23 protein-coding genes are annotated in these 24,560 nt (G+C 52.4%); 12 read left to right on the forward strand and 11 right to left on the reverse strand.

The annotated features are described in order from the left end of the window. Positions 1-172: 172 nt before the first annotated feature. The 6 genes from fbaA to LF95_RS07735 are packed head-to-tail and all read right to left on the reverse strand — an operon-like array spanning position 173 to position 6,266. Positions 173-1,252: a class II fructose-bisphosphate aldolase gene (gene fbaA / locus LF95_RS07710; RefSeq protein ID WP_073954391.1), complete on the reverse strand. Its 1,080-nt coding sequence runs from the start codon at positions 1,250-1,252 to the stop codon at positions 173-175. A gap of 20 nt (positions 1,253-1,272) precedes the next feature. Further along, positions 1,273-2,346: a Gfo/Idh/MocA family oxidoreductase gene (locus tag LF95_RS07715; RefSeq protein ID WP_073954392.1), complete on the reverse strand. Its 1,074-nt coding sequence runs from the start codon at positions 2,344-2,346 to the stop codon at positions 1,273-1,275. Positions 2,347-2,388: 42 nt separating this feature from the next. Beyond that, positions 2,389-3,522, reverse strand: a complete 1,134-nt coding sequence (nagA, locus tag LF95_RS07720; RefSeq protein ID WP_073954393.1) for an N-acetylglucosamine-6-phosphate deacetylase — start codon at positions 3,520-3,522, stop codon at positions 2,389-2,391. Continuing rightward, a complete protein-coding gene (locus tag LF95_RS07725) occupies positions 3,522-4,565 on the reverse strand; it encodes an SIS domain-containing protein (protein ID WP_073954394.1) in 1,044 nt (347 codons plus the stop codon). The genes nagA and LF95_RS07725 overlap by 1 nt, the downstream gene beginning before the upstream one ends. Before the next feature lie 52 nt (positions 4,566-4,617). After that, positions 4,618-5,379, reverse strand: coding sequence for a GntR family transcriptional regulator (locus LF95_RS07730; protein WP_083607560.1), 762 nt, complete (start codon positions 5,377-5,379; stop codon positions 4,618-4,620). Further along, positions 5,376-6,266, reverse strand: coding sequence for a glucosamine kinase nucleotide-binding domain-containing protein (locus LF95_RS07735; RefSeq protein WP_073954395.1), 891 nt, complete (start codon positions 6,264-6,266; stop codon positions 5,376-5,378). Before LF95_RS07735 ends, LF95_RS07730 begins: the two co-directional genes overlap by 4 nt. A 217-nt stretch (positions 6,267-6,483) precedes the next feature. Here LF95_RS07735 and LF95_RS07740 point away from each other — a divergent pair, with 217 nt between their 5' ends. The 8 genes from LF95_RS07740 (at position 6,484) to LF95_RS07775 (ending at position 13,296) form a co-directional block, all read left to right on the forward strand. Further along, positions 6,484-6,672, forward strand: coding sequence for a hypothetical protein (locus LF95_RS07740; protein ID WP_215905656.1), 189 nt, complete (start codon positions 6,484-6,486; stop codon positions 6,670-6,672). A 448-nt stretch (positions 6,673-7,120) separates the two neighbouring features. Then, a complete protein-coding gene (gene ugpB / locus LF95_RS07745; protein ID WP_073954396.1) occupies positions 7,121-8,422 on the forward strand; it encodes a sn-glycerol-3-phosphate ABC transporter substrate-binding protein UgpB in 1,302 nt (433 codons plus the stop codon). An 81-nt stretch (positions 8,423-8,503) separates the two neighbouring features. Beyond that, positions 8,504-9,382: an ABC transporter permease subunit gene (locus LF95_RS07750; RefSeq protein WP_073954397.1), complete on the forward strand. Its 879-nt coding sequence runs from the start codon at positions 8,504-8,506 to the stop codon at positions 9,380-9,382. A 14-nt stretch (positions 9,383-9,396) separates the two neighbouring features. Then, positions 9,397-10,251 (forward strand): sn-glycerol-3-phosphate ABC transporter permease UgpE, encoded by an 855-nt coding sequence (gene ugpE, locus LF95_RS07755; protein ID WP_073954398.1) that lies wholly within the window; start codon positions 9,397-9,399, stop codon positions 10,249-10,251. A gap of 68 nt (positions 10,252-10,319) precedes the next feature. Further along, positions 10,320-11,390 carry a sn-glycerol-3-phosphate import ATP-binding protein UgpC gene (locus tag LF95_RS07760; RefSeq protein WP_073954399.1) on the forward strand — a complete coding sequence of 357 codons (1,071 nt, stop codon included), beginning with the start codon at positions 10,320-10,322 and terminating at the stop codon, positions 11,388-11,390. 160 nt (positions 11,391-11,550) lie between these two features. Further along, positions 11,551-12,030, forward strand: a complete 480-nt coding sequence (locus LF95_RS07765) for a GAF domain-containing protein (RefSeq protein WP_143181966.1) — start codon at positions 11,551-11,553, stop codon at positions 12,028-12,030. Positions 12,031-12,098: 68 nt separating this feature from the next. Next, complete coding sequence (gene ssb, locus LF95_RS07770) at positions 12,099-12,644, forward strand: single-stranded DNA-binding protein (protein ID WP_073954400.1); 546 nt, start codon at positions 12,099-12,101, stop codon at positions 12,642-12,644. Positions 12,645-12,846: 202 nt separating this feature from the next. Next, positions 12,847-13,296 (forward strand): NUDIX domain-containing protein, encoded by a 450-nt coding sequence (locus tag LF95_RS07775; RefSeq protein WP_073954927.1) that lies wholly within the window; start codon positions 12,847-12,849, stop codon positions 13,294-13,296. A gap of 41 nt (positions 13,297-13,337) precedes the next feature. Here the strand turns inward: LF95_RS07775 and LF95_RS22595 are convergent, their stop codons facing one another. Together LF95_RS22595 and LF95_RS07790 are read right to left on the reverse strand one after the other, a co-directional pair. After that, positions 13,338-14,327 carry an NUDIX domain-containing protein gene (locus tag LF95_RS22595; RefSeq protein WP_083607561.1) on the reverse strand — a complete coding sequence of 330 codons (990 nt, stop codon included), beginning with the start codon at positions 14,325-14,327 and terminating at the stop codon, positions 13,338-13,340. A gap of 227 nt (positions 14,328-14,554) precedes the next feature. After that, on the reverse strand, positions 14,555-14,977 hold the full coding sequence (locus LF95_RS07790; protein WP_073954401.1) for a YchJ family protein: 423 nt from the start codon (positions 14,975-14,977) through the stop codon (positions 14,555-14,557). A 567-nt stretch (positions 14,978-15,544) separates the two neighbouring features. Here LF95_RS07790 and rpoH point away from each other — a divergent pair. Beyond that, complete coding sequence (gene rpoH, locus LF95_RS07795) at positions 15,545-16,414, forward strand: RNA polymerase sigma factor RpoH (RefSeq protein ID WP_073954402.1); 870 nt, start codon at positions 15,545-15,547, stop codon at positions 16,412-16,414. Positions 16,415-16,496: 82 nt separating this feature from the next. On the opposite strand, the gene LF95_RS07800 is transcribed toward rpoH, so the two are convergent. Both LF95_RS07800 and LF95_RS07805 read right to left on the reverse strand, forming a co-directional pair. Then, complete coding sequence (locus LF95_RS07800) at positions 16,497-16,970, reverse strand: NUDIX hydrolase (RefSeq protein ID WP_073954403.1); 474 nt, start codon at positions 16,968-16,970, stop codon at positions 16,497-16,499. Then, positions 16,971-17,240, reverse strand: a complete 270-nt coding sequence (locus tag LF95_RS07805) for a hypothetical protein (protein WP_073954929.1) — start codon at positions 17,238-17,240, stop codon at positions 16,971-16,973. A 197-nt stretch (positions 17,241-17,437) separates the two neighbouring features. Between LF95_RS07805 and LF95_RS07810 the strand changes: the two genes are divergently transcribed. After that, entirely contained in the window at positions 17,438-18,280 is an 843-nt protein-coding gene (locus tag LF95_RS07810) for a DUF502 domain-containing protein (RefSeq protein WP_073954404.1), read from the forward strand. Between the two features lie 86 nt (positions 18,281-18,366). Here LF95_RS07810 and recG read toward each other — a convergent pair whose 3' ends face one another. Next, positions 18,367-20,454 carry an ATP-dependent DNA helicase RecG gene (recG, locus tag LF95_RS07815; RefSeq protein ID WP_073954405.1) on the reverse strand — a complete coding sequence of 696 codons (2,088 nt, stop codon included), beginning with the start codon at positions 20,452-20,454 and terminating at the stop codon, positions 18,367-18,369. 233 nt (positions 20,455-20,687) lie between these two features. Between recG and LF95_RS07820 the strand changes: the two genes are divergently transcribed. After that, positions 20,688-20,975, forward strand: coding sequence for an FAD assembly factor SdhE (locus LF95_RS07820; RefSeq protein WP_073954406.1), 288 nt, complete (start codon positions 20,688-20,690; stop codon positions 20,973-20,975). A gap of 4 nt (positions 20,976-20,979) precedes the next feature. Next, entirely contained in the window at positions 20,980-24,477 is a 3,498-nt protein-coding gene (gene mfd, locus LF95_RS07825; protein WP_073954407.1) for a transcription-repair coupling factor, read from the forward strand. The last annotated feature ends 83 nt before the right edge of the window (positions 24,478-24,560 follow it).

A 24,560-nucleotide genomic window follows, 5' to 3' on the forward strand; every position in this document is an offset into this window, starting at 1 on the left:
ATTGTTCGGGGAATGTATAGAGGAGCCAGTGGTTATACGCAAGTGCGCCCCCGACAGTTCCTGTCAGGATCTGTCAGCATGACTGATATGCGATCAGCACACGCGAATTTTGCGCCGCAAAAACAAAACCCGCCAGATCTCTCTGACGGGTTTTGGTAGCAGCTATTTAGGCTTAACCTTTGGCAATCGACTTGCCCGTAGCGCCCAAATCCTTGAAGGCTTCTTCAAGGCGGGCTGCCATTGAAAGTTCGGCTTCACGAACCCAAACGCGCGGATCGTACTGTTTTTTGTAGGGTTTGTCGTCGTCCGGATCGACCTGGTATTTAAAGGCCCGTTCGTTTTCTTCGACATATTTGCCAACGGCTGTCGCATAGGCAAACTGGGTGTCGGTATCGATATTCATTTTGAAAACGCCGTAACCAACGGCTTCCTCGATCTTTTCTTTTTCCGAACCGGAACCACCGTGGAAAACGAAATCAAGCGGGAAGCCATCCAAACCATGTTTTTCGGCAACGTATTTTTGCGATTCCAGCAGGATTTCCGGGCGCAGTTTCACATTGCCGGGTTTGTAAACGCCGTGAACGTTGCCAAATGCTGCCGCGACCGAAAAATGGCCCAGCGGTTTGAGGCGACGATAGGCTTCTTCAACTTCTTCCGGGCGGGTATAAAGGCGTGGATCGATATCGTCCTGACTGGTATCGAGTTCCTTGCCAATCCCGTCCTCTTCACCGCCGGTTACACCCAGTTCGATTTCCAGGCTCATATCGACAGCGGAAAGACGTTTCAGGAATTCCTCGCAGGTTGCCAGATTTTCTTCAAGCGGTTCTTCGGAAAGATCCAGCATATGCGAGCTAAACAAAGGCTTGCCGGTTTCCTTATACGCCTTTTCGCCCCAGCTCAGCATACCATCGACCCACGGAACGAATTTCCGGTTGGCGTGATCGGTATGAAGAACAACGGCGACACCATAATATTCAGCCAGAAGCTGGGCATGGCGGGCGGCGGAAACAGCGCCAATAACACGGGCCGCATTGGCATCCTTGATGCCCTTGCCGGCAAAGAACTGCGCACCACCATTTGAAAGCTGAATGATAATGTCAGAACCGGCATTGGCAGCAGCTTCAAGGGCTGCGTTCAGCGTGCTCGAGGACGTAATATTAACTGCGGGTAGAGCGTATCCGTCCTGCTTGCAGGCAGCAACGAGATCACGATAGGCCGCACCGGTTACAACACCGGGTTTAACGGAAGGCATGTGGGTACTCCTCCTGGGGGTCAGAGCATTATAACATTCCCCGTGCGGACCGACTGGTCCGCCGCTAGGGCGATCCGTAAGGAGCCCAATCCATCCGCCATATGCTGCGTAAGGTCAAGATTTTCCGTAATAGACTTTAGGAAAAACTGCTGCTCACGCAGACACAAACCATCATGATCGGGCTCGTCATCGGTTTTGATGATTTCGTCCGAATGTGAAAATTTTCCGTCCTGATCTGTGGCAGCATGGTGCAATTTTAAGGCATTCGTCTTGGTATGTGTGTCGACATTGGCCGATCCAGCGCCTTTTTCTTCTACATCTGTGATTGATACCGACCCCTTGGGCCCGATCACATCCTTAACGAAAAATGCCGTTTCGCTGATCATCGGGCCCCAGCCCGCTTCGTACCAGCCAATCGACCCGTCATCAAACCGGACCTGCAATTGTCCGTAATTATACATGTCCTCGGCCACATCGGGCGACAGGCGCACACCCATTGCATGAACCGAAACCGGTTTGGCCCCCGTCATCAGGCACATCATATCCAGGTAATGCACCCCACAATCGACAATCGGCGACACGCTGTTTAACAGGCGTTTATGGGTTTCCCAAAATTCACCACTGCTTTGCTGGTTCAAATTCATCCGCATCACCAGCGGTTTGCCCAGTGTTTGGGCCAGTTCAACGAATTTCTCCCACGACGGATGATGGCGCAGGATATAGCCGATCACCAGTTTACGGCCGTGTTTGACTGCACTTTCGATAACCCTCTCGGCATCCTCAACCGTTGCCGCGAGTGTTTTTTCGATAAACACATGCGCACCTGCTTCAAAGGCGGTAATGGCGAAATCGGCATGTGTTTCGGTATAGGTATTGATCGAAACCGCATCGGGTCGGGTTTCGGCCAAGGCGGTTTCGTAATCGGTAAATTGCGGATAGGATTCAAATCCGGCGGGCAGGGTGCCTTGTGAAATGGGGGACCGGGTGCATAGGCCTACGATCTCGAATCCGTCAAGGGCATGATAGGCTTTGGCATGGGACATCCCCATATTGCCCAGTCCGACAACAAGGATGCGTACGGGTTTCGACGTCATGGGGATGCCTCCTGATCTTATGTTTTAGATAAAATTTTTGCTTTATTTACCTGAAATCCAAGTGTTTTTAACCTCGAATGTTTCCGGGTCAAACAAAACCATATCGGCATCAAAACCCGGCAGGATTTTGCCTTTGCAATCATCAAGTTTCAGGAACGTTGCCGGATACTGCGACGCCATTCGCAAGGCTTCGCCAAGGTCAACACCGATCATTTCAACACTATTTTTGACTGCCGACATCATGTCCAGGTCCGACCCGGCCAGTGTACCATCAGCAAGGGCGCAACGCCCGCCAGAGGCTGTAATTTCTTCACCACCTAACACAAAGCTTTTGGTTTTTGCACCCACCGTCGGCATGGCATCGGTTACCAGCATAATCTTGCCTGTTTTCTTGGCCCGGACGGCTACTTGCATGGCCGCCGGATGAACATGATAGCCATCGGCGATCAGGCCACACCATGTGGTTTCGTCTGCCATTGCCGCCCCGGCAACACCGGGTTCACGGTGGGCAAGGGGGCTCATGGCATTAAACAAATGGGTGAAACCGCGTAATCCTTCGCCGATTGCCTTTTGCATGTCATCATAGGTGCCAGCTGTATGACCTGCGCACACCAGCACACCTTTGGCGGTTAATTTTTCTATGGTGCCCTTGGCAGCCTTTTCAGGTGCCAGCGTTACCAGAATGCGGCCATTTGGCAGGCTGGACAGAACCTCGATCGCATCATCTTCCATCGGGCGGATGATGTTTGGGTCATGCACGCCTTTGCGTTCCGTGTTCAGGTATGGGCCTTCAAGATGGATGCCAACGATGCCAGGTACGCCTTCATTAATGGCGTTTTTAACCGCGTCAATGGCGGCCAGCATTTTTTCGCGTGTGTCGGTAATCAGGGTCGGCAGCATGGCCGTGGTGCCAAATTTGCGGTGCCCCGCCATAATCTGGCGAATGCCGTCAACGCTAGGCGAGTGGTTTAACAAAACGCCGCCGCCACCATTGACCTGAACATCAATAAATCCCGGTGCCAGTACATTCCCTCGGGCGTCAAAAATATCAGCCCCATCGGGTATGCTGGCTGGTGACACAGCACTGATTTTACTGTTTTCAACGATCACAGTGCTATTTTCGTGAAACTGCTCGCCATCGAACAGCCGGGCATTTTTAATGGCAAGAATCTTCATCAATGCGTCTCCGTTACCTTGGAAAGATGCGGCGGTGCATCGGGGTTGCAGCCGCGCAGCAACGCAACATGTTCAGCCAGGGTATAAAATGTCTGGATCATCGCAATCGGGGCCAGCAGCGGGTGAATGTCTTCGACGACCGGTAAATGCCCCTTGGCAATTGCGTCGCCGGTTTCGGCGGCAAACAGGTTGTCGGTTTTTGCGCGCATTTCCGTCAGGAAACCCTCAACGCTTTCGCGGGTGGCGTCATCCTGTGAAAAAACCAGCAACGGAAATTCCCGCGTTACCAGCGCCATTGGCCCGTGTTTGACTTCGGCTGCACTAAAGGCTTCGGCATGCAGGCTGCTGGTTTCCTTGAATTTCAGGGCAGCTTCCTGGGCAATGGCAAAGGCCGGGCCACGGCCGATTACATAAAGCCCTTGTGACTTTGCAAGGGGCTCTGCCGCATCCAGCCAGTCTTTATCAAGGGCCTGGGTTAATTGGTCGGGCAGGGTGGCAAGGCCCGCATTCAATGCCGGGTCATCGCCCCAGCGCGCGACGATCTGGGCGATGGCCGATAATGTTGCGATATAGGATTTGGTTGCGGCAACACTGGTTTCGGACCCGGCCATAAGGGGAATGACATGATCAACCGTTTGCGCCAGTGGTGAATCGACAACATTGACCAGCGCCACGGTGCGGGCTCCGGCCTTTTTTGCAGCCATTGCACTTTGCACCAGATCGGGACTTTTGCCGGACTGCGAAACGGCAATAAACAATGCCCCCTTAACAGCCAGCGTCTTGCCATAGATGGACGTGATCGACGGTGCCGCCGACACCACAGGAATGCCAAGCTGGCTTTCGATCAGATATTTGGCATAAAGCGTTGCATGGTCCGAACTGCCGCGGCCACATGTCATGACAAAGGCAGGTGGTTGGGCGCGCAATTCATGCACCAGATCGTTGATCGGGCCAAGATTGGCAGCAAGCTGCGCCTTGATAACGGACGGTGCCTCGGCGGTTTCGCGCCCCATCTGGGTTTGCGGTTTCCAGCGTGTGGTCATGTCGGAGTTCCTTGCATGTCATGTAAGGTTTATATGCAAAAAGGCGCATGGACTATCGTGTATCGACCTGCATTTCGGCGATAAAATCGTAACTGTCGCCGCGATAATAAGATCGGGTGAATTCAACAGGGGTCCCGTTGGCCAGAAACGACCGCCGTTCGATATAAAGCGCGGCACTTCCTTCTGGCACCCCCAGTGCGCGGGCGGTTTCGCTGGTAAACAGTTCCGCGCGCAATCGCTGCAGGGCGCGATCAGGCTTTTTGCCATTTTTTGCCAGCGCATCATAAAGCGATCTGTCCACCGCCTCGGGGTCCGGGATAAATTGTTTGGGGATAACGGCAAATTCCAGCGCCATCGGTTTGTCATTCGCGGTTCGCAAGCGGCGAAACCGGGCAACTTCCGTGCCGGGTGACAGGTTTAAGGCCATTGCTTCTTCTGGCGAGGCATAGCCAACCGATTTTTCCAGCCAGATCGCTCCGGGGTTAAGGCCCCGGGTTGTCATATCCTCGGTAAAGGATGTCAGTCGGGACAGGGCCTGCTCGACGCGTGGGGCAACAAAGGTGCCAGCACCGTGACGCTGGATCAAAACGCCATCTTCCACCAGGGCCCGCACGGCATTGCGCACCGTCACGCGCGAAATTTTCAGTTCGGTTGCCAATTCGCGTTCGCTGGGCAGGGCATCTTCGACCTTTAAAATGCCATCATCGATGATGGCCTTGATGGCGGTTTGCAAACGGCGATAGAGCGGACCATGCCCTGTATTTTCAAAATCCCGGGTGCGCAGGCTGTTTAAAACGTCATCTGTTGCAATCACTGGCGTTCCTCCTGCAGGTGTTTGGCCATCAGGATGGCCCCCTCCAGCGCATCTCCGACCGCAGGGACAAGTTTGGCCTGAATGTCATCTGACATCAAATCGGCCATGCGCCGGGCGATACCCCCCATCAGGCTCAGCTTTGGGGCCCCAAAGGCCATAAGGTGACGTAAAATTTTCTCATTTGCCAATCTGGCCTGTCCGACAATGTCGCGGGCAATCGCATCCCCCTCATCCAGGGCGTCAAAAACCGTTAAGGCGAACTGGCCAAAATCTGACGGGCAGGCGGTTTCGGCAAAGGAAACCATTTCCTCGGGGCTGTGGTGGAAATGCGCCATAAGCTGGTGTGTCAGGCTGGTTGCCATACCAATTTTTTCATGGGCCAGCAGGGCTTTTTCCAGGGCCTGTTTGCCAATGCGGGCACTGCCGCCAATGTCTGAAATCTCAAATCCCCAACCCGCAATAGCAAGCTGTCTGCCATCGACAATTGCCTGCCCGCAGGTGCCGGTTCCCACAATCAGGATGGCACCATCCTCGTCGTTATGGGCGCCCAGGCAGGCTGTATAGGCGTCGGTTTCAAAAACAGCACTGGCAAAGGGATGGGGGTAAGCGGCAATATGTTTGCGTTCGCGCTCCAGCGATAATCCCGCCAACCCCATACCGGCATGAATATCCCTGATGCGCTCGCGGGGGATAGCAGCCTGGTCAAGGGTGTCGTGTGCTGCGGCGGTGATTTCCGAAAAGATTTTATCAAGTCCCAGACGGGTGTTTGCGCCGCCCCGAACGGCTTCGCCCAAAATATTTCCCAACCCGTCGCGCAGGCGTACCCGGCAGCGCGTACCGCCGCCATCGACGCCAAGAAAAAGACCATCAGAATCCGGTTTATTCATTGTTTGTCACCCCTAACTGCCTGCACCATAGCAGAGTGGTATCAATATTTGCAATACCAATATAGGTCCAGTTGAGTGCAAGTTCCGAGTTTGCGCGTTCCGCGGTCTTGTCATTCTTTGCCGATAGATGATAAAATATTTCGCATATCTGTATGAAATTTAAACATTTATCTGGTTATATGTGCTGGATTTTGATTGGGTAAGGGAGAGTAGGAAAATGGCGTTAAGCACCTTGATGCTGGTGGGCTCGGATGCGCCTTTGACCATCGCCATGTTTGACCGTTTAAAGCAGGGGTCAACACCCGTTCTTAACGCGCTTTCATTGCTGTTGATGGTGGTTTCCGGGGTGCTGGCCCTGCTTTCTGTTTTTGCCCAGCGGGATCGCACGGAAAAAAGCGAGGGGTAGCTTCGCGCCGTTTAAACCAGTTTTGAAATGAACATTGTTGAAACAAGCGGCCCGATTAGGTCGCTTTTTCTTTTGTTGATTCAGTGTTAAGGTAAAAATGATAGAAATAATTCTCCGTAAATCAACCTTAAGTAATTAATTTCTGAGTGACTGGCATGTTTGGAGCCAAAATGATGTTGTGTTTCGATAATATGACATCATTGAATGCTGGTGATTTAGCTATTGACTGAGCTGAAACATCCTCAGTTTCGTTTCACTTGCCGATCAAGTGAAAATTTAATTGTTTATTTATGCGCCAAATGAAAATGAAATTTGTTTAAAACATAAGTTTCCGAAAACTGTCACTTGAGTGAATGGGCTCTGCATTGGAAAAAATAGCCGTGTTGTTTGGCCTGGTAGACAGCGGGTCAAAGCAGGCTATTTATTTTATTTGGGAGTTCACAGAACCATGTTTCGCAAAACGCTGATGGCGGCTGCGGCGCTGTTTGCTATGGCAAGTTCGGCCAACGCAACGACGGAAATTACCTGGTGGCACGCAATGGATGGCGCCCTTGGTGACGTCGTTAATCATATTGCTGACGATTTCAACAAAAGCCAGTCAGAATACAAAATCGTGCCGGTCAACAAGGGCGGTTACGAAGACACGATGACGGCCGGTATCGCAGCGTTCCGTGCGAAAAATCAGCCCAACATCATCCAGATCTTTGATGCCGGTGCCGCCACCATCATCAATGCGAAGGGGGCTGTTTATCCGGTTCAGGATCTTTTGGAAAAATACGGCTCCAAATTCGATATTAACGACTACATCCCGGGTGTGCGTTATTTCTATGCCGATTCCAAAGGCAAAATGATCGGTCTGCCGTTCAACAGCTCGACCCCGCTTTTGTATTTCAACAAGGATGCCCTGGCAAAAGCCGGTATTCAAAACCCGCCGAAAACCTGGCAGGAATTTGAAGAAATGGCTCCGAAGCTGAAAGAAGCCGGTTATCAGGGCCTTGCTGAATCCCATAGCCCGTGGATCTTCTTTGAAAACTTCATGTCGCGCCATAACCTGCAATTGGCAACCGCCAATAATGGCTATGACAGCACCGACGTCAAACTCCTTTACAACAATGAAAACCTTAAAAATCATTGGAAAAAAGTGAAGGAATGGAAGGACAAGGACTATTTCGGTTATTATGGCCGTGCCTGGGGTGCAAACCAGGATGCCTTCCTGCAGCAGAAAGCTGCCATGTGGCTAGGGTCTTCGGGCTCGTTCGGGGGCTTGCGCAAAAGTGCGACCTTTGATTTTGGCACATCGACCCTTCCTTACTGGAAAGGTGTTGGCGATGCACCGAAAAGCACCTTTATCGGTGGTGCAGCCCTGTTTGCCTTTACCGGTCATTCGGAAGAAGAAAACAAGGGTGTGGCCAAGTTCTTTGAATTTCTGACCAAACCGCAGACCCAGTATTACTGGCACAAGGAAACCGGTTACGTTCCGATCACGAACGCAGCCTATGAACTGGCCAAAAAAGACGGCTATTACAAACAAAGCCCGGATGCCGAAGTTGGCATCAAGCAGCTTTCCGAAGAAGGCGGGGAGTGGACCAAGGGCTATCGTCTTGGCTATTATGTCCAGATTCGCGAAGTCATCTATGCCGAAGTTGATAAAATGATGAATGGTGACGAAACCGTTGATCAGGCCTTTGATGTGATCGAAACCGAAGGCAACAAGCTGCTGAAGCGTTTCCACGACACCTACAGCAACTAACATTATCCTTGCGGGGCAGGGCGACGTTTATTGTCGCCCTGTCTTTTTGGTTTTTCCGTTTCTCTCAGGCCGATATTTGTCATGAAACGCGTTCAGTTCGGGCATAGCCCGGTGCCATATCTGTTTGTGGCACCTCAAATCATTATTATTGCCATCTTTTTTCTATGGCCCGCCGCACAGGCGATCCATCAGTCATTCTTGCTTGAGGATGCGTTTGGCATGTCTTCGCAATTTGTCTGGTTTCGCAATTTCGAGGATGTGCTCTCGAATCCCGCCTGGCTAAGGTCTGCCTGGTTTACTGTCATTTTTTCGGCGCTGGTGGCCGTTCTTTCAATTGCCATTTCACTGTTTCTGGCCGTGCGTGCCGATGAAGTCATTCGCGGGGCAAAGGTTTATAAAACCCTGTTGATGTGGGGCTATGCCGTGGCACCGCCCGTTGCCGGGCTTTTGGGCATCATGATGTTCAACCCCTTGATGGGGGACCTTTACCTGTTCATTAACCGCATCGGGATTGATTTCAACCATATTCAGAATGCCAATGATGCCACCTTTGTCGTGGTGCTGATTGCGGTTTGGAAACAGGTTAGTGTGAATTTCATTTTCTTTCTGTCCGGCTTGCAGGGTATTCCCAAATCTGTGACCGAGGCGGCAACGCTGGACTGCAAAAGTGCCGAACGCCGGTTCTGGACCATTACCTTCCCATTACTGGCCCCGACGACCTTTTTCCTCATGGTCATCAACCTGACCTATGCCTTCTTTGAAACCTTCGGGATCATCGATGTTTCGACCAAAGGGGCGCCGGGTGGTGCCACGGCAACCCTGGTTTACAAGGTCTATGTCGATGGTTTCCTGGGCGCGGATATGGGCGGCAGTTCGGCACAATCGGTGCTGCTGATGATCATGGTCAGTATTTTGACCGTGTTCCAGTTCCGCTTCATTGAACGCAAAGTCCATTACTAGGAAAGGGCATCGTTATGTATCAGTCAAAATGGCGGTCCCTGACCAACCATATCATCCTAATTCTCGGTTCGCTTTTCATGATCATGCCGGTCTGGATTGCCTTTGCATCCTCGACCCACACAAGGGAATTTCTGTTCCAGCATGGTTTGCAGCTCTTGCCGGGTGGGCATTTCTTTGAAAATTACGGCAAAATCCTGTTTGATGCCGAGGCGACCAAAGGCCGTGTCACGGCCCTGCAAATGCTGTTTAACAGTATGGTTCTGGGCCTGGGCTTTGCCATTGGCAAGGTCATCATTTCCATGATGGCAGCCTATGCCATTGTTTATTTCAGGTTCCGTTTTGCCGTGCCGTTGTTCTGGGTGATTTTTTCTACCCTTTTGTTGCCGCTTGAAGTGCGCATCGTGCCGTCTTACGAGGTCGTCTCAAATCTCGGCCTGCTGAATACCTATACCGGTTTGATCCTGCCTTTGATTGCTTCGGCCACCGGTACTTTTTTCTTCCGGCAGTTTTTCCGTTCCGTACCGGATGAATTGCTTGAAGCTGCCCGTTTGGACGGGGCAGGGCCGCTGCGCTTTTTCATCGATATTCTGGTGCCCCTTTCTGTCACCATGATTGCCGCCATCTTCATCATCATGTTTGTGGTTGGCTGGAACCAGTATCTGTGGCCGCTTTTGATGACGACGGATGATCAGCTTTACACCATCGTGATCGGCATCAAGCAGGTTTACAACTCGCTTTATGAAGGTGGGCAGGTCCCGCAATTTCCCAAGGCTTTCGCCCTGACCATCATGGCATCCATTCCGCCGGTTCTGGTGGTGGTGATCTTTCAGCGCATGTTCATCCGGGGGCTGGTTGAGACGGAAAAATAAATCGTTTCAATACCCTGATATTATCTTTTGAACAAAAACATCAGTCCCCGTGACGACAGGATAAGAGAATGGCGACGTTAAATTTGAAACAGGTCGAAAAGACCTATGCCAACGGTTTTAAGGCAATTCATGGTGTCGATATTGAGATTGCCGATGGCGAATTTGCTGTACTGGTTGGCCCGTCCGGCTGTGGTAAGTCAACTTTGCTGCGCATGATTGCCGGCCTTGAAACCATTACTGGCGGCGAAATATCGATTGATGGCAGGGTGGTGAATAATGTGGCCCCGGCAGATCGCGACATTGCAATGGTGTTCCAGAATTATGCGCTTTATCCGCATATGTCGAACTATGCCAATATGGCTTACGGCCTTAAAAACCGGGGCTATAGCAAGGACGAGATTGACCGTCGTGTGCGCGAAGCGGCCGGGATATTGCAATTAAGCGAGCTGCTTGAGCGCAAACCCCGCCAGCTTTCGGGCGGGCAACGCCAGCGTGTGGCAATGGGCCGCGCCATTGTGCGTGAACCCAAGGTGTTTTTGTTTGACGAACCCTTGTCAAACCTGGATGCCAAGCTGCGTGTTGATATGCGCCTGGAAATTAAGAACCTGCAAAAACGCCTTGGTACGACATCGGTTTATGTGACCCACGACCAGGTGGAAGCCATGACACTTGCGGATCGGTTGATTGTCATGAATGGCGGTGTTGCAGAACAGATCGGAACCCCGATCGAGCTTTATGAAAAGCCGGAAACGCGGTTTGTTGCCGGGTTTATCGGCTCACCTGCAATGAATTTCATCGATGGTACCGTTTCGGATGATTGCAGCCATGTTGTCCTCAATGACGGTACACGACTGGACCTGGATCATAATGTCGCGGCCAATCGACCAGTTGTTGTTGGCATTCGTCCCGAACATCTGTCGTTGAACACACCGAGCAACAGCAAGATTACCGCCCGTGTGCGCATCATCGAGGCCCTGGGGGCGGAAACCCTGGTTTATCTGAATTTTGGGGATAAAAACGAAGCCATCACCATTCGGATGCAGGGAACGCACCAGTTTGAAACGGGGGCGGAACTGGTGCTGTATTCCAATCCGCAGCAAATCCATTTGTTTGACCGGGAAAGCGGCCATCGAATTTAAACTGGTCAACAGGATTAAAATCGTGCGAAACCACCCGTAACTTTTGCGGGTGATTTTTCTGCGTTCGGGCTGAATGCGGGCCGGCTTTGCGTATGCGACCATTTTGTCCTTGTTTCCGGGCAAGCGAAACGTTAGTTCCATGCCTAAGCAAGACAGGAGCATGATCGTGAACAGCGACCAGAAAAACGCACTTTATGCGGATGCGACAAAAGAACTGACAAGCATTACCGAAGGCGAAACCAATGTGACTGCATTGATGGCCACGGTTTGCTGTGTACTGGCAGAAAAGTTCGACTATTATTTCTGGACCGGCTTCTATATCGTTGATCCGGTCAAAGAAAATGAATTGGTGGTTGGCCCCTATCAGGGCACACTTGGATGTCTGCGTATTCCGTTTGGTCGCGGGGTTTGTGGCACGGTGGCATCTTCACGAAAAAGCAGCGTTGTCGAGGATGTGCATGCCTTTCCAGGGCATATTGCCTGCGACAGCCGTTCAAATTCGGAAATCGTGGTGCCGGTGTTTGACCGGCAGGGGTCCCTGATTGCCGTTTTTGATGTCGACAGTGTGGAAACTGGATCGTTTGACGAAACTGATCAAAAGGCACTGGAAACCATCATGGCGCAGGTATTTGCGCGCTGACCGCTTATATTCATTCGCCGGTTCTGACACGGAATCGCAAGCTAACATCGAACTCTGGAAGATAACTCATGGCAGGCAGTGTCAATAAAGTCATTCTCGTCGGTAATCTGGGCCGCGACCCGGAAATCCGTTTTACGCAGGCAGGCAAGAAAATTGCCAATTTCAGCATTGCGACATCTGAACAGTGGCGTGACCGCCAAAGTGGCGAGCGTCGTGAGCGGACGGAATGGCACCGCATCGTTGTCTTCAACGAAGGCCTGGCCGATGTTGTCGAACGCTTTGTGAAAAAAGGCAGCAAGCTTTATATCGAAGGCGCATTGCGCACCCGCAAATGGCAGGGGCAGGACGGCAAAGACAACTACACCACCGAAATCGTTCTGGAAGGCTTTAACAGCACCTTGACCATGCTTGATGGCCGTGGTGATGGCAGCGGCGGCGGCGGATCGTCGTCTGGCGGCGGTAACTATGGCAATGATAGCGGCGGCGGATATGGCGGCGGTTATGATAATGGCGGCGATGCCGGTTGGGGTAATTCTTCTTCGTCTTCGCGCAGCGGCGGCGGCAATTCCGGCCCCGGTGGCGCCCCGGACCTGGATGACGACATCCCGTTCTGATTTTTACTTGCGGCGTTAACCGTTTGTAAGGCGACGCCCTTATGGGGCACAACAGGCAGTTTTAAGGCAGCATCCATCGTGGTGCTGCCTTTCTTTTTATCATTCCAAAGTGAATGTATGTTGACATGAAAATTCATTCGGTTCACTTCGACATGTCGTGATGAAATTGCAGTGCCTGCGGACTGCCAATGGAGAAAACTGTGTGATCGGCCCTATATTTGGCAGCCCGGAGCCGGGCAGGTTTTATGATATTCAGGATTGTGCTTATGCTGTCATCCCTGACGGGAAGGGGATGCTGGGCGTTGTTCGGACGCCCAAGGGCATTATGCTGATTGGCGGGGGGATCGAGCGTAATGAAACCGCTGTTGATGCCCTGATCCGTGAAACCATCGAGGAAACCGGCAGGACAATCCGTATTGTTTCCCGGCTTGGTTTGGCGACCCAATATGTCAATAATCGCGCCAAGGGCAAATACCGCCTGAAGCGCGCGGTATTTTTTGTTGCCGAAATTTTGGCAAAGTCTGCCAAGCCTGTTGACCAGGACCACGAGTTTTTATGGCTTCCCGTACAGGATGCCGAACAGCAGCTCGTACGGTCCTTTCATAAATGGGCCGTGCAACAACATGTCAATGTGACAGATACGCTGTATTAGGATTTTGCTTTTGGCGGGTCGTTTCGGGATGTTGCCGCCGCTTAATGAAGGGCTTGAACTTGCCGGGCAAAGGTCTTGAGGATTTTGCGTAAACCATCTTCCCGAACGATCTCGATGGCTTGCGCAAGGGTAACCCATTTCCGCCCGCGATGCGCTTCTTCCCAGTCTGTTTCAGGTAACAGTTCCGTAACCTTCATGGCAAAAACCTCAACGTCGCAGCGTGCACCCCATTTCTGGTAATGATAGCTGCCAATGGCAGGCTCAAGGGCTGTGCCGATACAACCTGCTTCTTCGCGGGCTTCTTTTTGCGCGCTTTCAACCGCACTCATCCCGGGGTCAATTGCACCCTTGGGGATGACAAAATGTTTGCCGCTGCTGGAAAGCGTCATCAGGATTTCAATATTTTCGCCTGCGTCATCATCTTGCTTAACTCGGAACGGAATGACCGATGATTGCCGGTAAAAGTAAGGCGGGCGTTTGCGCCTTTCCGTACCATCCTTATCCGGCCAGGGAAAATCCTGCGGGACCTTGGAGGGGTCCACCTGCTGCAAAATACGCCCGGAAGAGGTTTCCAGATCAGCCCAGTTTCCTGTCATTTCGATCATGATCATTGCCGCAGGTTTTAATGACGGAAACATGCGTTTTTTGCGGATGTCCGCGCCCGCGATAAGGGTGGGCAGGGCGCTGATACCGGGATTATGCCCGACCATCACAACATGATGCACGTCATCAGCCAGATTTTGCAAAACGTTCCGCAATGTCTGCGCATCGGCATTATAAAGCTGGCGATCGAGGCTAATGGCCGGTTTCAGGCCGGGAAACAGCATTTTATGCAGTTTTTCGGCTGAATGCTGGGTGCGCTGTGTGGGGGAAGCCAGGATCAGGTCTGGGTAAAGCCCCTGTCTTTCCAGAAATGCGCCAATACGCTGGATATTCAGTTTACCATCTTCGGTGAGCGGTCGGTAAAAATCGCCCCGGGCGTCATAGGTGACAGCTTCACCGTGCCGCAAAAGGGTGATTAAACGTTTCATGCCGCTGTCCTTGATATCTGATGTCCATGTGGTTCGGTTTGTGGGAAACCGGATGTTTCTTGCTGTAAAAACAAACCGAAACGTGCGGTGTCTGTCAAAGTAAGTACATCGCTATCGTTAGTTACTTATGCAAGTAGAAAGTACGGTCGCCGTATTACATATATCGCTAATTGAATCTATGAAATTTTTGTGACGGGAGCGCGGCCAGCCCTACGCATTGCTGGCTTTTAGGGCAGAAATTCCCCATCCATGTAAAGCCATTTGCCATTTTGGCGCACGAAGCGTGATTTTTCATGGTGCGCACCCGAACGGCCTTTTTCCTTAAACCGTGCAATGAATTCAACATATCCGGTCTGGTCAAAAAGCCCGCCTGCTTCGGTGCTGACAATCTCAAGCCCGGTCCATTTTGTTTGCTGGCGGGCAAGACTGTCACTGTCATAGCCTGCACTGTTTTGTGCAGGCACGGTATCGGCAAGATACGGTGCATTGCCAAATACAAAGGCGCTATAGCGCGATCGCATCAGTTGTTCGGCCGTGGCGGGCAATTTTACGCCCTGGTGAAACGGGCCGCAGCAGGCACCATAATTCTTGGTGCTTCCGCAAGGACAGGGCAGGGAAATATCCTGTTGTAAAGGGATCGCAGTTGTCATTTCAAAGGCACCTGGTTTGCGAGTTGAACACGAAATAGAAGGGAACTTTACGGGTCTCACAGCGTTGTGAACATAGAGTGACCGCACCAGAAAGCAAATTGCCTTTTTTTCGCCTTATATCATTTCTACCGTGAACTTACGGGAAAGATACATATCCGACTATATCAGTCGGGTATATTTGATAAAGGACTGATATCATGTCCGAATTTGACGTCAGGTTTCGTGTTTTTAACTTGACGAAATTAGTCGGGTTTAGGTATATTAGTCTTAAAGCGGGTGGGGGCCCATTAGGCACCGCCGGATTTCAGTCCGGCCAGGTTTGGCGGACGTAATGTCGATTTGCTTCAGAGTAAGGATGAGACGTATCATGAATACAGTTATCTGCTTCAGTCGTCCTCTCGCATAGGCGTTTTGCGAAATGGCACTTTTCGGGGACCCAACGCCCCGCCGCCATTTCTGTCTATGACGTGTTTTGTTTACACAATTACGAGGTCGCGTATCGTTTCCGGTTTTGACATCAGACCCAGGATATACCGGATACGTTGACCTCCCAGGAGGACAAGAACCATGAGCACCCTTAAATTGCCTGCCGTCCCCCAGGATGACGGTTTCTCAGGATATCTTCGCCAGGTATGGAAATTCCCGATGCTGACCGCAGACGAGGAATATATGCTGGCACGCCGCTACGTGGAACATCAGGATACTGAAGCAGCCCACAAAATGGTGACGAGTCATCTGCGTCTTGTCGCAAAAATCGCCTTTGGTTATCGTGGCTATGGGTTGCCGCTGCCTGATCTGGTAGCCGAGGGCAATACCGGCCTGATGCGTGCGGTTCAGAAATTTGATCCGGAAAAGGGTTTCCGTCTGTCAACTTACGCCATGTGGTGGATCCGTGCCGCTGTGACGGAATATATCCTGCATAGCTGGTCGATGGTGAAGCTGGGCACGATGGCTGCACAGAAGAAACTGTTCTTTAGTCTGCGCAAAGCCAAGAAGCAGCTTAATATTTACGATAATGGTGAATTGACCCCGGAACAGGCCGGTGAAGTTGCACAGCGTCTGGGTGTGACCGACAAGGAAGCCCTGGACATGAACCGTCGTTTGGCGGCGCGTGACTTCTCGCTCAATACTCCGATGCCCAAGGACGAGGGTATGGAGTATCTCGATACCCTGGCATCCGAGGCACCGTCACCCGAGGCCCTGGTGGCAGATTCCGAAGAGCGGACCCTGCATAACGGCATGCTGAAAAATGCGCTTGGCGAATTGCCGGATCGGGAACGTGAAATCATTATGGCCCGTTTCCTGAGCGATGATCCGATCACGCTGGAAAAACTGGGTGAACGTTTTGGCGTTAGCCGTGAACGTGTCCGTCAGTTGGAAGCCCGCGCTTTCAAGAAGTTGCAGGAATCTGTTCTGACACAGCATCAGGCAGCTTAACCGGATTTCCGGCCTCCCGTAACATGATCAAGATTTAAGGGTGGTAACATTGCCACCCTTTTTTTGTGTTTGGATTGTTTGTTTAAGACGAAGGAAGCCGATTCCGCCGGCCGTGCGCCTGGCGCGATTTTTCGATCACCCGCAAAGTCACGGTCCATAAATTATAGGTTTCAAGCCTGTCGGGATCAGCCCAGATGGCATCACTGGCATCGTCACCGGCAATAGGCAGGGCTGTGCCGGTCACCGCATCGGCCGAAAAATCCAGAAGCGTATAATGATAAAGCGGTTTGCCATGTGCGCCGCCCGGCGTGATCAAATCGATAATCTCGAGAAATTCGATATTGGTGATACGAATGCCGGTTTCTTCAAAAACTTCGCGTTCCAGTGCCTGTTGCACGGTTTCCCCCAGTTCCTGGGCACCGCCTGGCAGACTCCATTCGCCCGCTTTGGGCGGCCGCCCCCGGCGGATCAACAGAACCTTGCCCTCATGCCAGACAACGGCCCCAACGCCAATCATGGGCCGTAACGGATTTTCCCGACCAGCAGATACAGTCATTTACAGGTCGCCATTTTCATCTTCATCTTCATCTTCGGGATCCGGGATGTCGCTTATGATTTTGCCAGTCATTTCATGGGCCTGAATAACGGTGCGCCCTAAAAACTGTTCTTCAGACTGCGGGCGCACGGACATGACAAAGTCCTGGGCGGGGGCATTGGCAACGGCAAAGGACCGGGCTGTTTCATAATCCTTGGCCCGTATATTGGCCGTGTTGATGCGAACAGCACCGTCATCATCGTAAATATATTCAACAATCCAAACCTGCAAAACGGATCCTTTTTTCTGGCGGCTTTTTGTTTGGTTGCGCTGCAAAAGCCGTTGCTGCTATCACTGTTCTAAAGAGGCCTGCTGTGACATTGATCAAATCGGGGAATGGCCGTCGCAGCAATGCCACAATTTTTCAGGCAGACTTTCAAAACATATTTGTAGTGTCTCGTTACAGTACAACCTATCAAAGGTGATAAATGAACGCCAAGCGTGATGATTCTCCCGACCATAATAACGGCGCCCCAACGCCCCCCATGCCTTCGTTGGGAATTTTAGGCCGACTGCGCACCTATTTTCTAACGGGAGTTCTGGTAAGCGCACCGCTGGCAATAACGTTTGGCCTGGCCTGGTGGTTCATCGAATTTGTCGATGGTTCTGTCATGCCGCTGATTCCGTCCAAATATAATCCTGAAATTTACCTGCCTGATGCCTATCAAAGCTATGGTATCCCGGGCTTTGGCCTGTTGGTTGTGGTTATCGCCATAACGCTGGTTGGCTGGCTGACCACCAATTTTGCCGGTCGAGCGCTCATCAAGGTTTATGAACGCATTCTCGGTCGTATTCCGGCTGTGCGCAGTATTTATGGTGCAATCAAGCAAATTCTTGAAACGGTTCTCGCCAATCAATCCAATGCCTTTCGCCAGGCTGTTTTGCTGGAATATCCGCGTCGCGGTATGTGGGCGATCGGGTTTATTACCGGCGAAACCAAGGGTGAAGTGCAGCACCTGACCGAAGATACCGTCATCAATGTGTTTTTGCCGACAACACCAAATCCAACATCGGGATTTTTGCTGTTTGTCCCGAAGCGGGATGTCATCGTGCTGGACATGACGGTCGAGGAAGCCATTAAAATGGTGATGTCGGGCGGGATCGTCACACCGGTGGACCGCCGCCCTGCCGAAGAACAGGACAAGCCCCAGGTATCGGCAAAAACCTATGAGGATGTCGATATTTTGCGCGAAAAGGAAAAAGCCCCTGTGCTGGTATCCCGTCATGAACCGGGGGCAGCACCACAGGAACCTGAAAAACAGAATTCCTGAAATTGGCCGCAACCATCGCCAACATTTTGATCCGCACGAATTAGTATCAAGGGCAGGGGCATATTCCTGCCCTTTTTGTTTTGTGATTAGCCAGAGCGAAAATAACGAACCGCTTCATCGCGCTCGAATAAATACAGGAGCAATCGAAGCGATTGGCCGCGCTCGGTTTGTAAATCGGGGTCACGTTCCACAATCAGCCGGGCATCATCACGGGCAATGGCTAAAAGGTCGCCGTGCAAATCCAGGCTTGCCAGGCGATAGGCCTGAAGGCCGCTTTGCCGGGTTCCCAGAACTTCACCCGCACCGCGCAGGCGCAAATCCTCCTCGGCGATGACAAAGCCATCTTCGGTTTCGCGCATGATTTTAAGCCGCGCCTTGGAAATCTCGCCCAGGGGGGAGCCATAAAGCAGCAAACATGTCGACGCCCCGCTGCCGCGTCCGATGCGCCCGCGCAACTGGTGCAATTGCGCCAGGCCAAACCGTTCGGCATGCTCAATTACCATAACGGTGGCTTCGGGCACATTTACCCCAACCTCGATCACGGTGGTGGCGACCAGAATGGACAAATCGCCGTGGGCAAATCTGTCCATGACCTCGTCTTTTTCCTTGCCCTTCATCTTGCCATGAACAAGGCCAACGCGCCCTTCGCCAAACTGGTCAACAAGGATACGGTGGCGTTCTTCTGCGGCTTGCAGATCGACGATTTCGGAATCTTCGACCAGGGGGCAAACCCAGTATATTTTTGCCCCCTGGCGCATGGCACGGCCAATACCGGCGGCAACATCTTCAACCTTGTCGATCGGGAGAACACGGGTATCAACCGGCTGGCGTCCCGGCGGTTTTTCATCCAACCGGGAAACTTCCATATCGCCAAAGGCCGTTAAAGTCAGGGTGCGCGGAATGGGGGTTGCCGTCATCACCAGCACATCAACCGCCGTGCCTTTGCCCGCCAGCATCAGGCGTTGATGCACGCCAAAACGATGCTGTTCATCAACCACAGCAAAGGCGAGGTCGTGAAAGGCGACACTTTCCTGAAACAGGGCGTGAGTGCCAACGGCCACGGCAAATTCACCATTTGCCAGTCCATCAAGGATTTTCTGCCGCGCCTTGCCTTTGTCTCGCCCGGTCAGAAGGGTGCAGGTAATGCCGATTTTTTCCAGCATCGGAGCAATGGTTTCAAAATGCTGCCGGGCCAAAATTTCGGTCGGGGCCATCAGGGCGGCTTGCCGCCCGGTTTCGACCGCATTTAGCATCGCCATTAAGGCAACAACCGTTTTGCCCGACCCGACATCCCCCTGCAGCAGGCGCAGCATACGGCCCGTGCTGGCCATATCTTCGTTAATATCGCTTAGCGCACGTTTTTGCGCCCCCGTCAGGGCAAAGGGCAATTGCTTTGCCAGCAAGTTTCGTAACCTTCCGTCACCCTGAATGGAACGACCGCCCAGCTTTTTCATTTTCGCCCGAATCAGCGTTAAGGCCAGTTGGTTTGCCAGCAATTCATCATAGGCAAGCCGCGCCCGTGCGGCGTGATCTGGTAACAGATCACTTTCATTTTCCGGTTTATGTACTTGATAAAGGGCGGTTTTGAAATCCGGCCAGCCGTGACGTGCCTTCAGCGCCTTATCATGCCATTCTGGCAAGTCTGGCACATGGCCCAAGGCAGCCAGGATGGCCTTGGTCAGGGTTTTTCCGGTCACACCTGCCGCCATCGGATATACCGGCTCGACCGTTTGAATGCTTTCGCGTTCGGCTTCGGTGCCAATGCGATCCGGATGGGTGATTTGATATTCGCCGCGATAATGGTCAATTTTACCGGAAATGATGCGCTTTTCACCTTCGGGCAACACATCATTCAGATATTTGGCACGGGCATTAAAAAACACCAGCGTGATAAAGCCGTCCTCGGTGCGGCAGACAATACGGTAAGGGCGCCTGCGGTCTGGGGCGGGTTCGTGCCGCTCCACAACAACATCCAGGGTTACAATGGTACCATCAATGGTTTCGGCCAAAGGCGGGGAAAAACGCCGGTCAATCAGCCCGCTTGGCAAATGCCACAAAAGATCAACCAGATGTTCGCCGCCAATAAGACGTTCCACCAAAGGTTTCAGGCGCGGCCCGATACCGGGCAGGCTGTTGATTTCGGCAAATAGCGGAAACAGAATTTCGGGGCGCATTGGCTTATGACTTGAAACTCAGAAATGGAACATTATAAGAACAAAGGCTTGTTTCTGTTCGGTATACAGCATATTTTCACGCTCGCAACCATCGAGTTGGCCCCCTGGGGCAAAACAATTGTGCGCGGCATGGACCAATTTCGGATTTTACCGTACAAAGCATGCCATTGCCGCAAAGCACCATCGTGCCATATGAAAGCGGGCGCGAAAATAGTGACAGGAGAATAGGGTCCATGAGCAACCAAGACACCGACCATGAAAATGAACTGGAATTGCGGCGCAAGAAACTGCAATTTCGCGGTGCGCATCGCGGGACCAAGGAAAACGATATTCTGATTGGCCGCTTTATGGATGCCCACCTGGCGACCCTTAATGCCCGCCAGCTTGATGAATTTGAAGCCCTGATTGTCGAAGTGCCCGATGCCGACTTTTTTAAATGGGCCACCGGCAAGGAAAAGGCACCAGCCGCCTATGACACCGAAGTCCTGGCTATGATCAACGCCCTTAGCAACGCCCGATAAAGCATTGAATAAAATCAACGATATCATTTCGCGCCATGATCGTGTCCGTCTGGGCGGTGTTCCAGAAGGGTATGATGCACTTTTGCTGCGCGAACTGCTTGATGCAGCCAAAGGCAGTCGTACCATTTTGCATGTCGCACGCGATGACAAGCGAATGGCGCAAATGGCCGAAGGCCTGCAGTTTTTTGCCGGCGAGGTCGAGGTTTTGACATTCCCGGCCTGGGATTGCCTGCCTTATGACCGCGTATCGCCCATCGCCGAAGTCACCGCGCGCCGGGTGGAAACCCTGACCATCCTTGCCGATAAAAAACAGCCCGCCGGTGAATTTGGCCGTATTGTTTTAACAACCGCCGCTGCCGTCATGCAGCGTGTTCCGATGGTCGATGTGATGGAAAAGGGTAAATTGACCCTGACCACCGATCAGGAATATTCGCGTGCGGACTTGACGGCTTATTTCGAGCGTATGGGCTATGGCCGTGCCGAGCAGGTTATGGAACCGGGCGATTATGCGGTGCGCGGTGATATTGTTGATATTTTTGCCCCCGGCATGAAAGAACCGGTGCGCCTGGACTTTTTTGGCGATGAAATTGAAAGTATTCGCCGCTTTGATGTTGAAAGCCAGCGCACGGTTGGGCGGGTGAATTCGGTATCGCTGTTACCCGTTGGCGAAATCTATCTTGATGCCGATACCATTTCACTGTTTCGCAGCAAATATCGCGAATTGTTTGGCAATGTGTCGCAGACAGATCCGCTTTATGAATCGATCAGTGCCGGGCTGAAATATGGCGGCATGGAACATTGGCTGCCCCTGTTTCACGATGGGCTCGATACCCTGTTTACCTATGTGCCGGATGCGATTGTCAGCCTGGATCATCAGGTGGACGAGGCGGTCGATAATCGCCTTGAAATGATCGACGATTATTATCAGGCCCGCCAGAACATCAAGGGCGGCGGTCTTTCGGGCGACAGCGTTTATAAACCCGTGCCGCCAGAACGCCTTTATCTGGATAGGGCGGAGCTGGAGCGCAATCTTGCCGGTCGGCTGGTAATGGATTTATCGCCCTATGTAGAAGAAGAAAATACCGAACGCGGTATTTTTGACATGGGGGCGCGTAAGGGCCGCGACTTTGGCGATATTCGCGCCCGGGCCGATGTGAACCTGTATGATGAATTGCGCGATTTTATCTCTGCCCAGCGTGGTAAGGATAACAAGGTCGTTATTGCTTCCTATTCCGATGGATCGCGGGACCGTATGGTCTCGCTTTTGCGCGAACATGGCGTTGGCAAGGTGGTGAATGCCGAATGCTGGGAAGACATTACCGATGACCTGGGCAGCGAGCATTGCGCTGTTGTGATTCTGGATATCGAACATGGCTTTCGCCGTGAAGGCCTGTGGTTTTTAACCGAGCAGGACATTCTGGGCGACCGTATGAGTCGCCCGGGTGGCCGCCGACGCAAGGCCGAAAATTTCCTGCGTGAGGCTTCCGAAATTGCCGAAGGCGACCTGGTTGTTCACATCGAACATGGCATTGGCCGTTATCTGGGGCTGATGACTGTGACCGCCGGCGGTGCCCCGCATGACTGCTTGCAGCTGGAATATGATGGCGGTGACAAACTTTTTGTGCCGGTCGAAAATATCGAGGTTCTGTCGCGTTATGGCTCCGACGAGGGGCTGTCGATCCTGGATCGGTTGGGCGGTGTCGCCTGGCAGGCCCGTAAGGCCAAATTGCGTGAACGTATTCGCGATATGGCCGATAAGCTGATCAAGGTGGCCGCTGCGCGACATTTGCGTAAAGGCGAGGCGCTCACCGTGCCCGAAGGCGCCTATGACGAATTTTGTGCCCGTTTTCCCTTTACCGAAACCGAAGACCAGGCCCGCGCCATTCACGATACCCTGGGTGATTTGACTGCAGGCAAGCCGATGGATCGCCTGGTATGTGGCGATGTTGGCTTTGGCAAAACCGAAGTCGCCCTGCGGGCCGCCTTCGCCGCTGTCATGTCGGGCAAGCAGGTGGCGGTTGTGGCCCCAACAACCTTGCTGTGCCGCCAGCATTACCTGAACTTCAAGGAACGCTTTAACGACCTGCCAGTACGTGTTGAACAGCTTTCGCGCCTTGTCACCGGCAAGAATGCCAAGCTGGTTAAGGATAACCTTGAAAGCGGGCATGTCGATATTGTGTGTGGCACTCATGCGCTTTTGGGGCAGGGTGTCAAATTCAAGGATCTGGGTCTTCTGATTGTCGATGAGGAACAGCATTTTGGTGTGAAGCACAAGGAACGGCTCAAAGAGCTTAAAACCGATGTGCATGTGTTAACGCTTACAGCAACGCCTATTCCGCGGACTTTGCAATTGGCCCTGACCGGGGTGAAGGAACTTTCCATCATTGCAACGCCGCCGGTCGACCGGCTTGCAGTGCGCACCTATATCACGCCTTATGACCCGGTTGTGGTGCGTGAGGCCATTTTGCGCGAACGCCATCGGGGCGGGCAGATTTTCTATGTTTGCCCCCGGGTTTCCGATATTGGCCGGGTGGCCAAGGAACTTGAAACACTGGTGCCGGAAATCAAATTTGATGTGGCACACGGGCAAATGGGGGCGCGCGACCTTGAACAGGTCATGACCGATTTTGTTGAACGCAAATTCGATTTGCTGTTGGCAACCAATATCATTGAATCGGGCATTGATGTGCCCAACGCCAATACCATGATTCTGCATCGTGCCGATATGTTTGGCCTGGCCCAGCTTTATCAGCTGCGCGGGCGTATTGGCCGCTCCAAGCAGCGGGCTTATGCTTATTTGACGCTGCCAAATGGCAAAAAGCTGACGGCAACGGCGATGAAGCGCCTGGAAGTGATGCAAACCCTTGATAGCCTGGGGGCGGGCTTTAACCTGGCCTCGCATGACCTGGATATTCGCGGGGCAGGGAACCTGCTGGGTGAAGAACAGTCCGGCCATATCAAGGAAGTCGGGATCGAGCTTTATCAGCAAATGATCGAAGAAGCCGTGGCCGAGGCCAAAGGGGAAATCGAGGATGCCGCTGATGCCGGATTTGTGCCGCAAATCAATATCGGTATGCCGGTTTTGATCCCGGATCGTTATGTGCCGGATTTGGGGGTACGCCTTGGCCTGTATCGCCGTCTTTCCGAATTACGCACGCGCGAGGAAGTGGATCAGTTTGGCGCGGAAATGATCGACCGGTTTGGCAAACTGCCCAAAGAGGTTGAAAACCTTCTGGATGTGGTGACGATCAAGCTTTGGTGCCGGGCATCCAACATCGAAAAACTTGATGCCGGGCCCAAGGGGGCGTTGATTACGTTGCATAACAATGAATTCCCCAATCCGGCTGGTTTGATTGGATTTATCCAGCAGCAGGTCGGCGTTGCCCGCCTGCGGCCAGATCATAAAATTGTTTATACGGCAGGCTGGGACGGACCAACTGACCGATTGGAAGGTGTCAAACGCCTCATGCGTCGCTTGTCGGATATCGCGGCAAAGGCCTGATTTCAAAGGTTATTCATTTTTTGTATCAGGGTGAAACAATAATGGCGGCACCATATCTCGGTGCCGCCATTTGTTTGATTGTT

The sequence above is a fragment of the Thalassospira sp. TSL5-1 genome (assembly GCF_001907695.1).
Lineage (GTDB): Bacteria > Pseudomonadota > Alphaproteobacteria > Rhodospirillales > Thalassospiraceae > Thalassospira.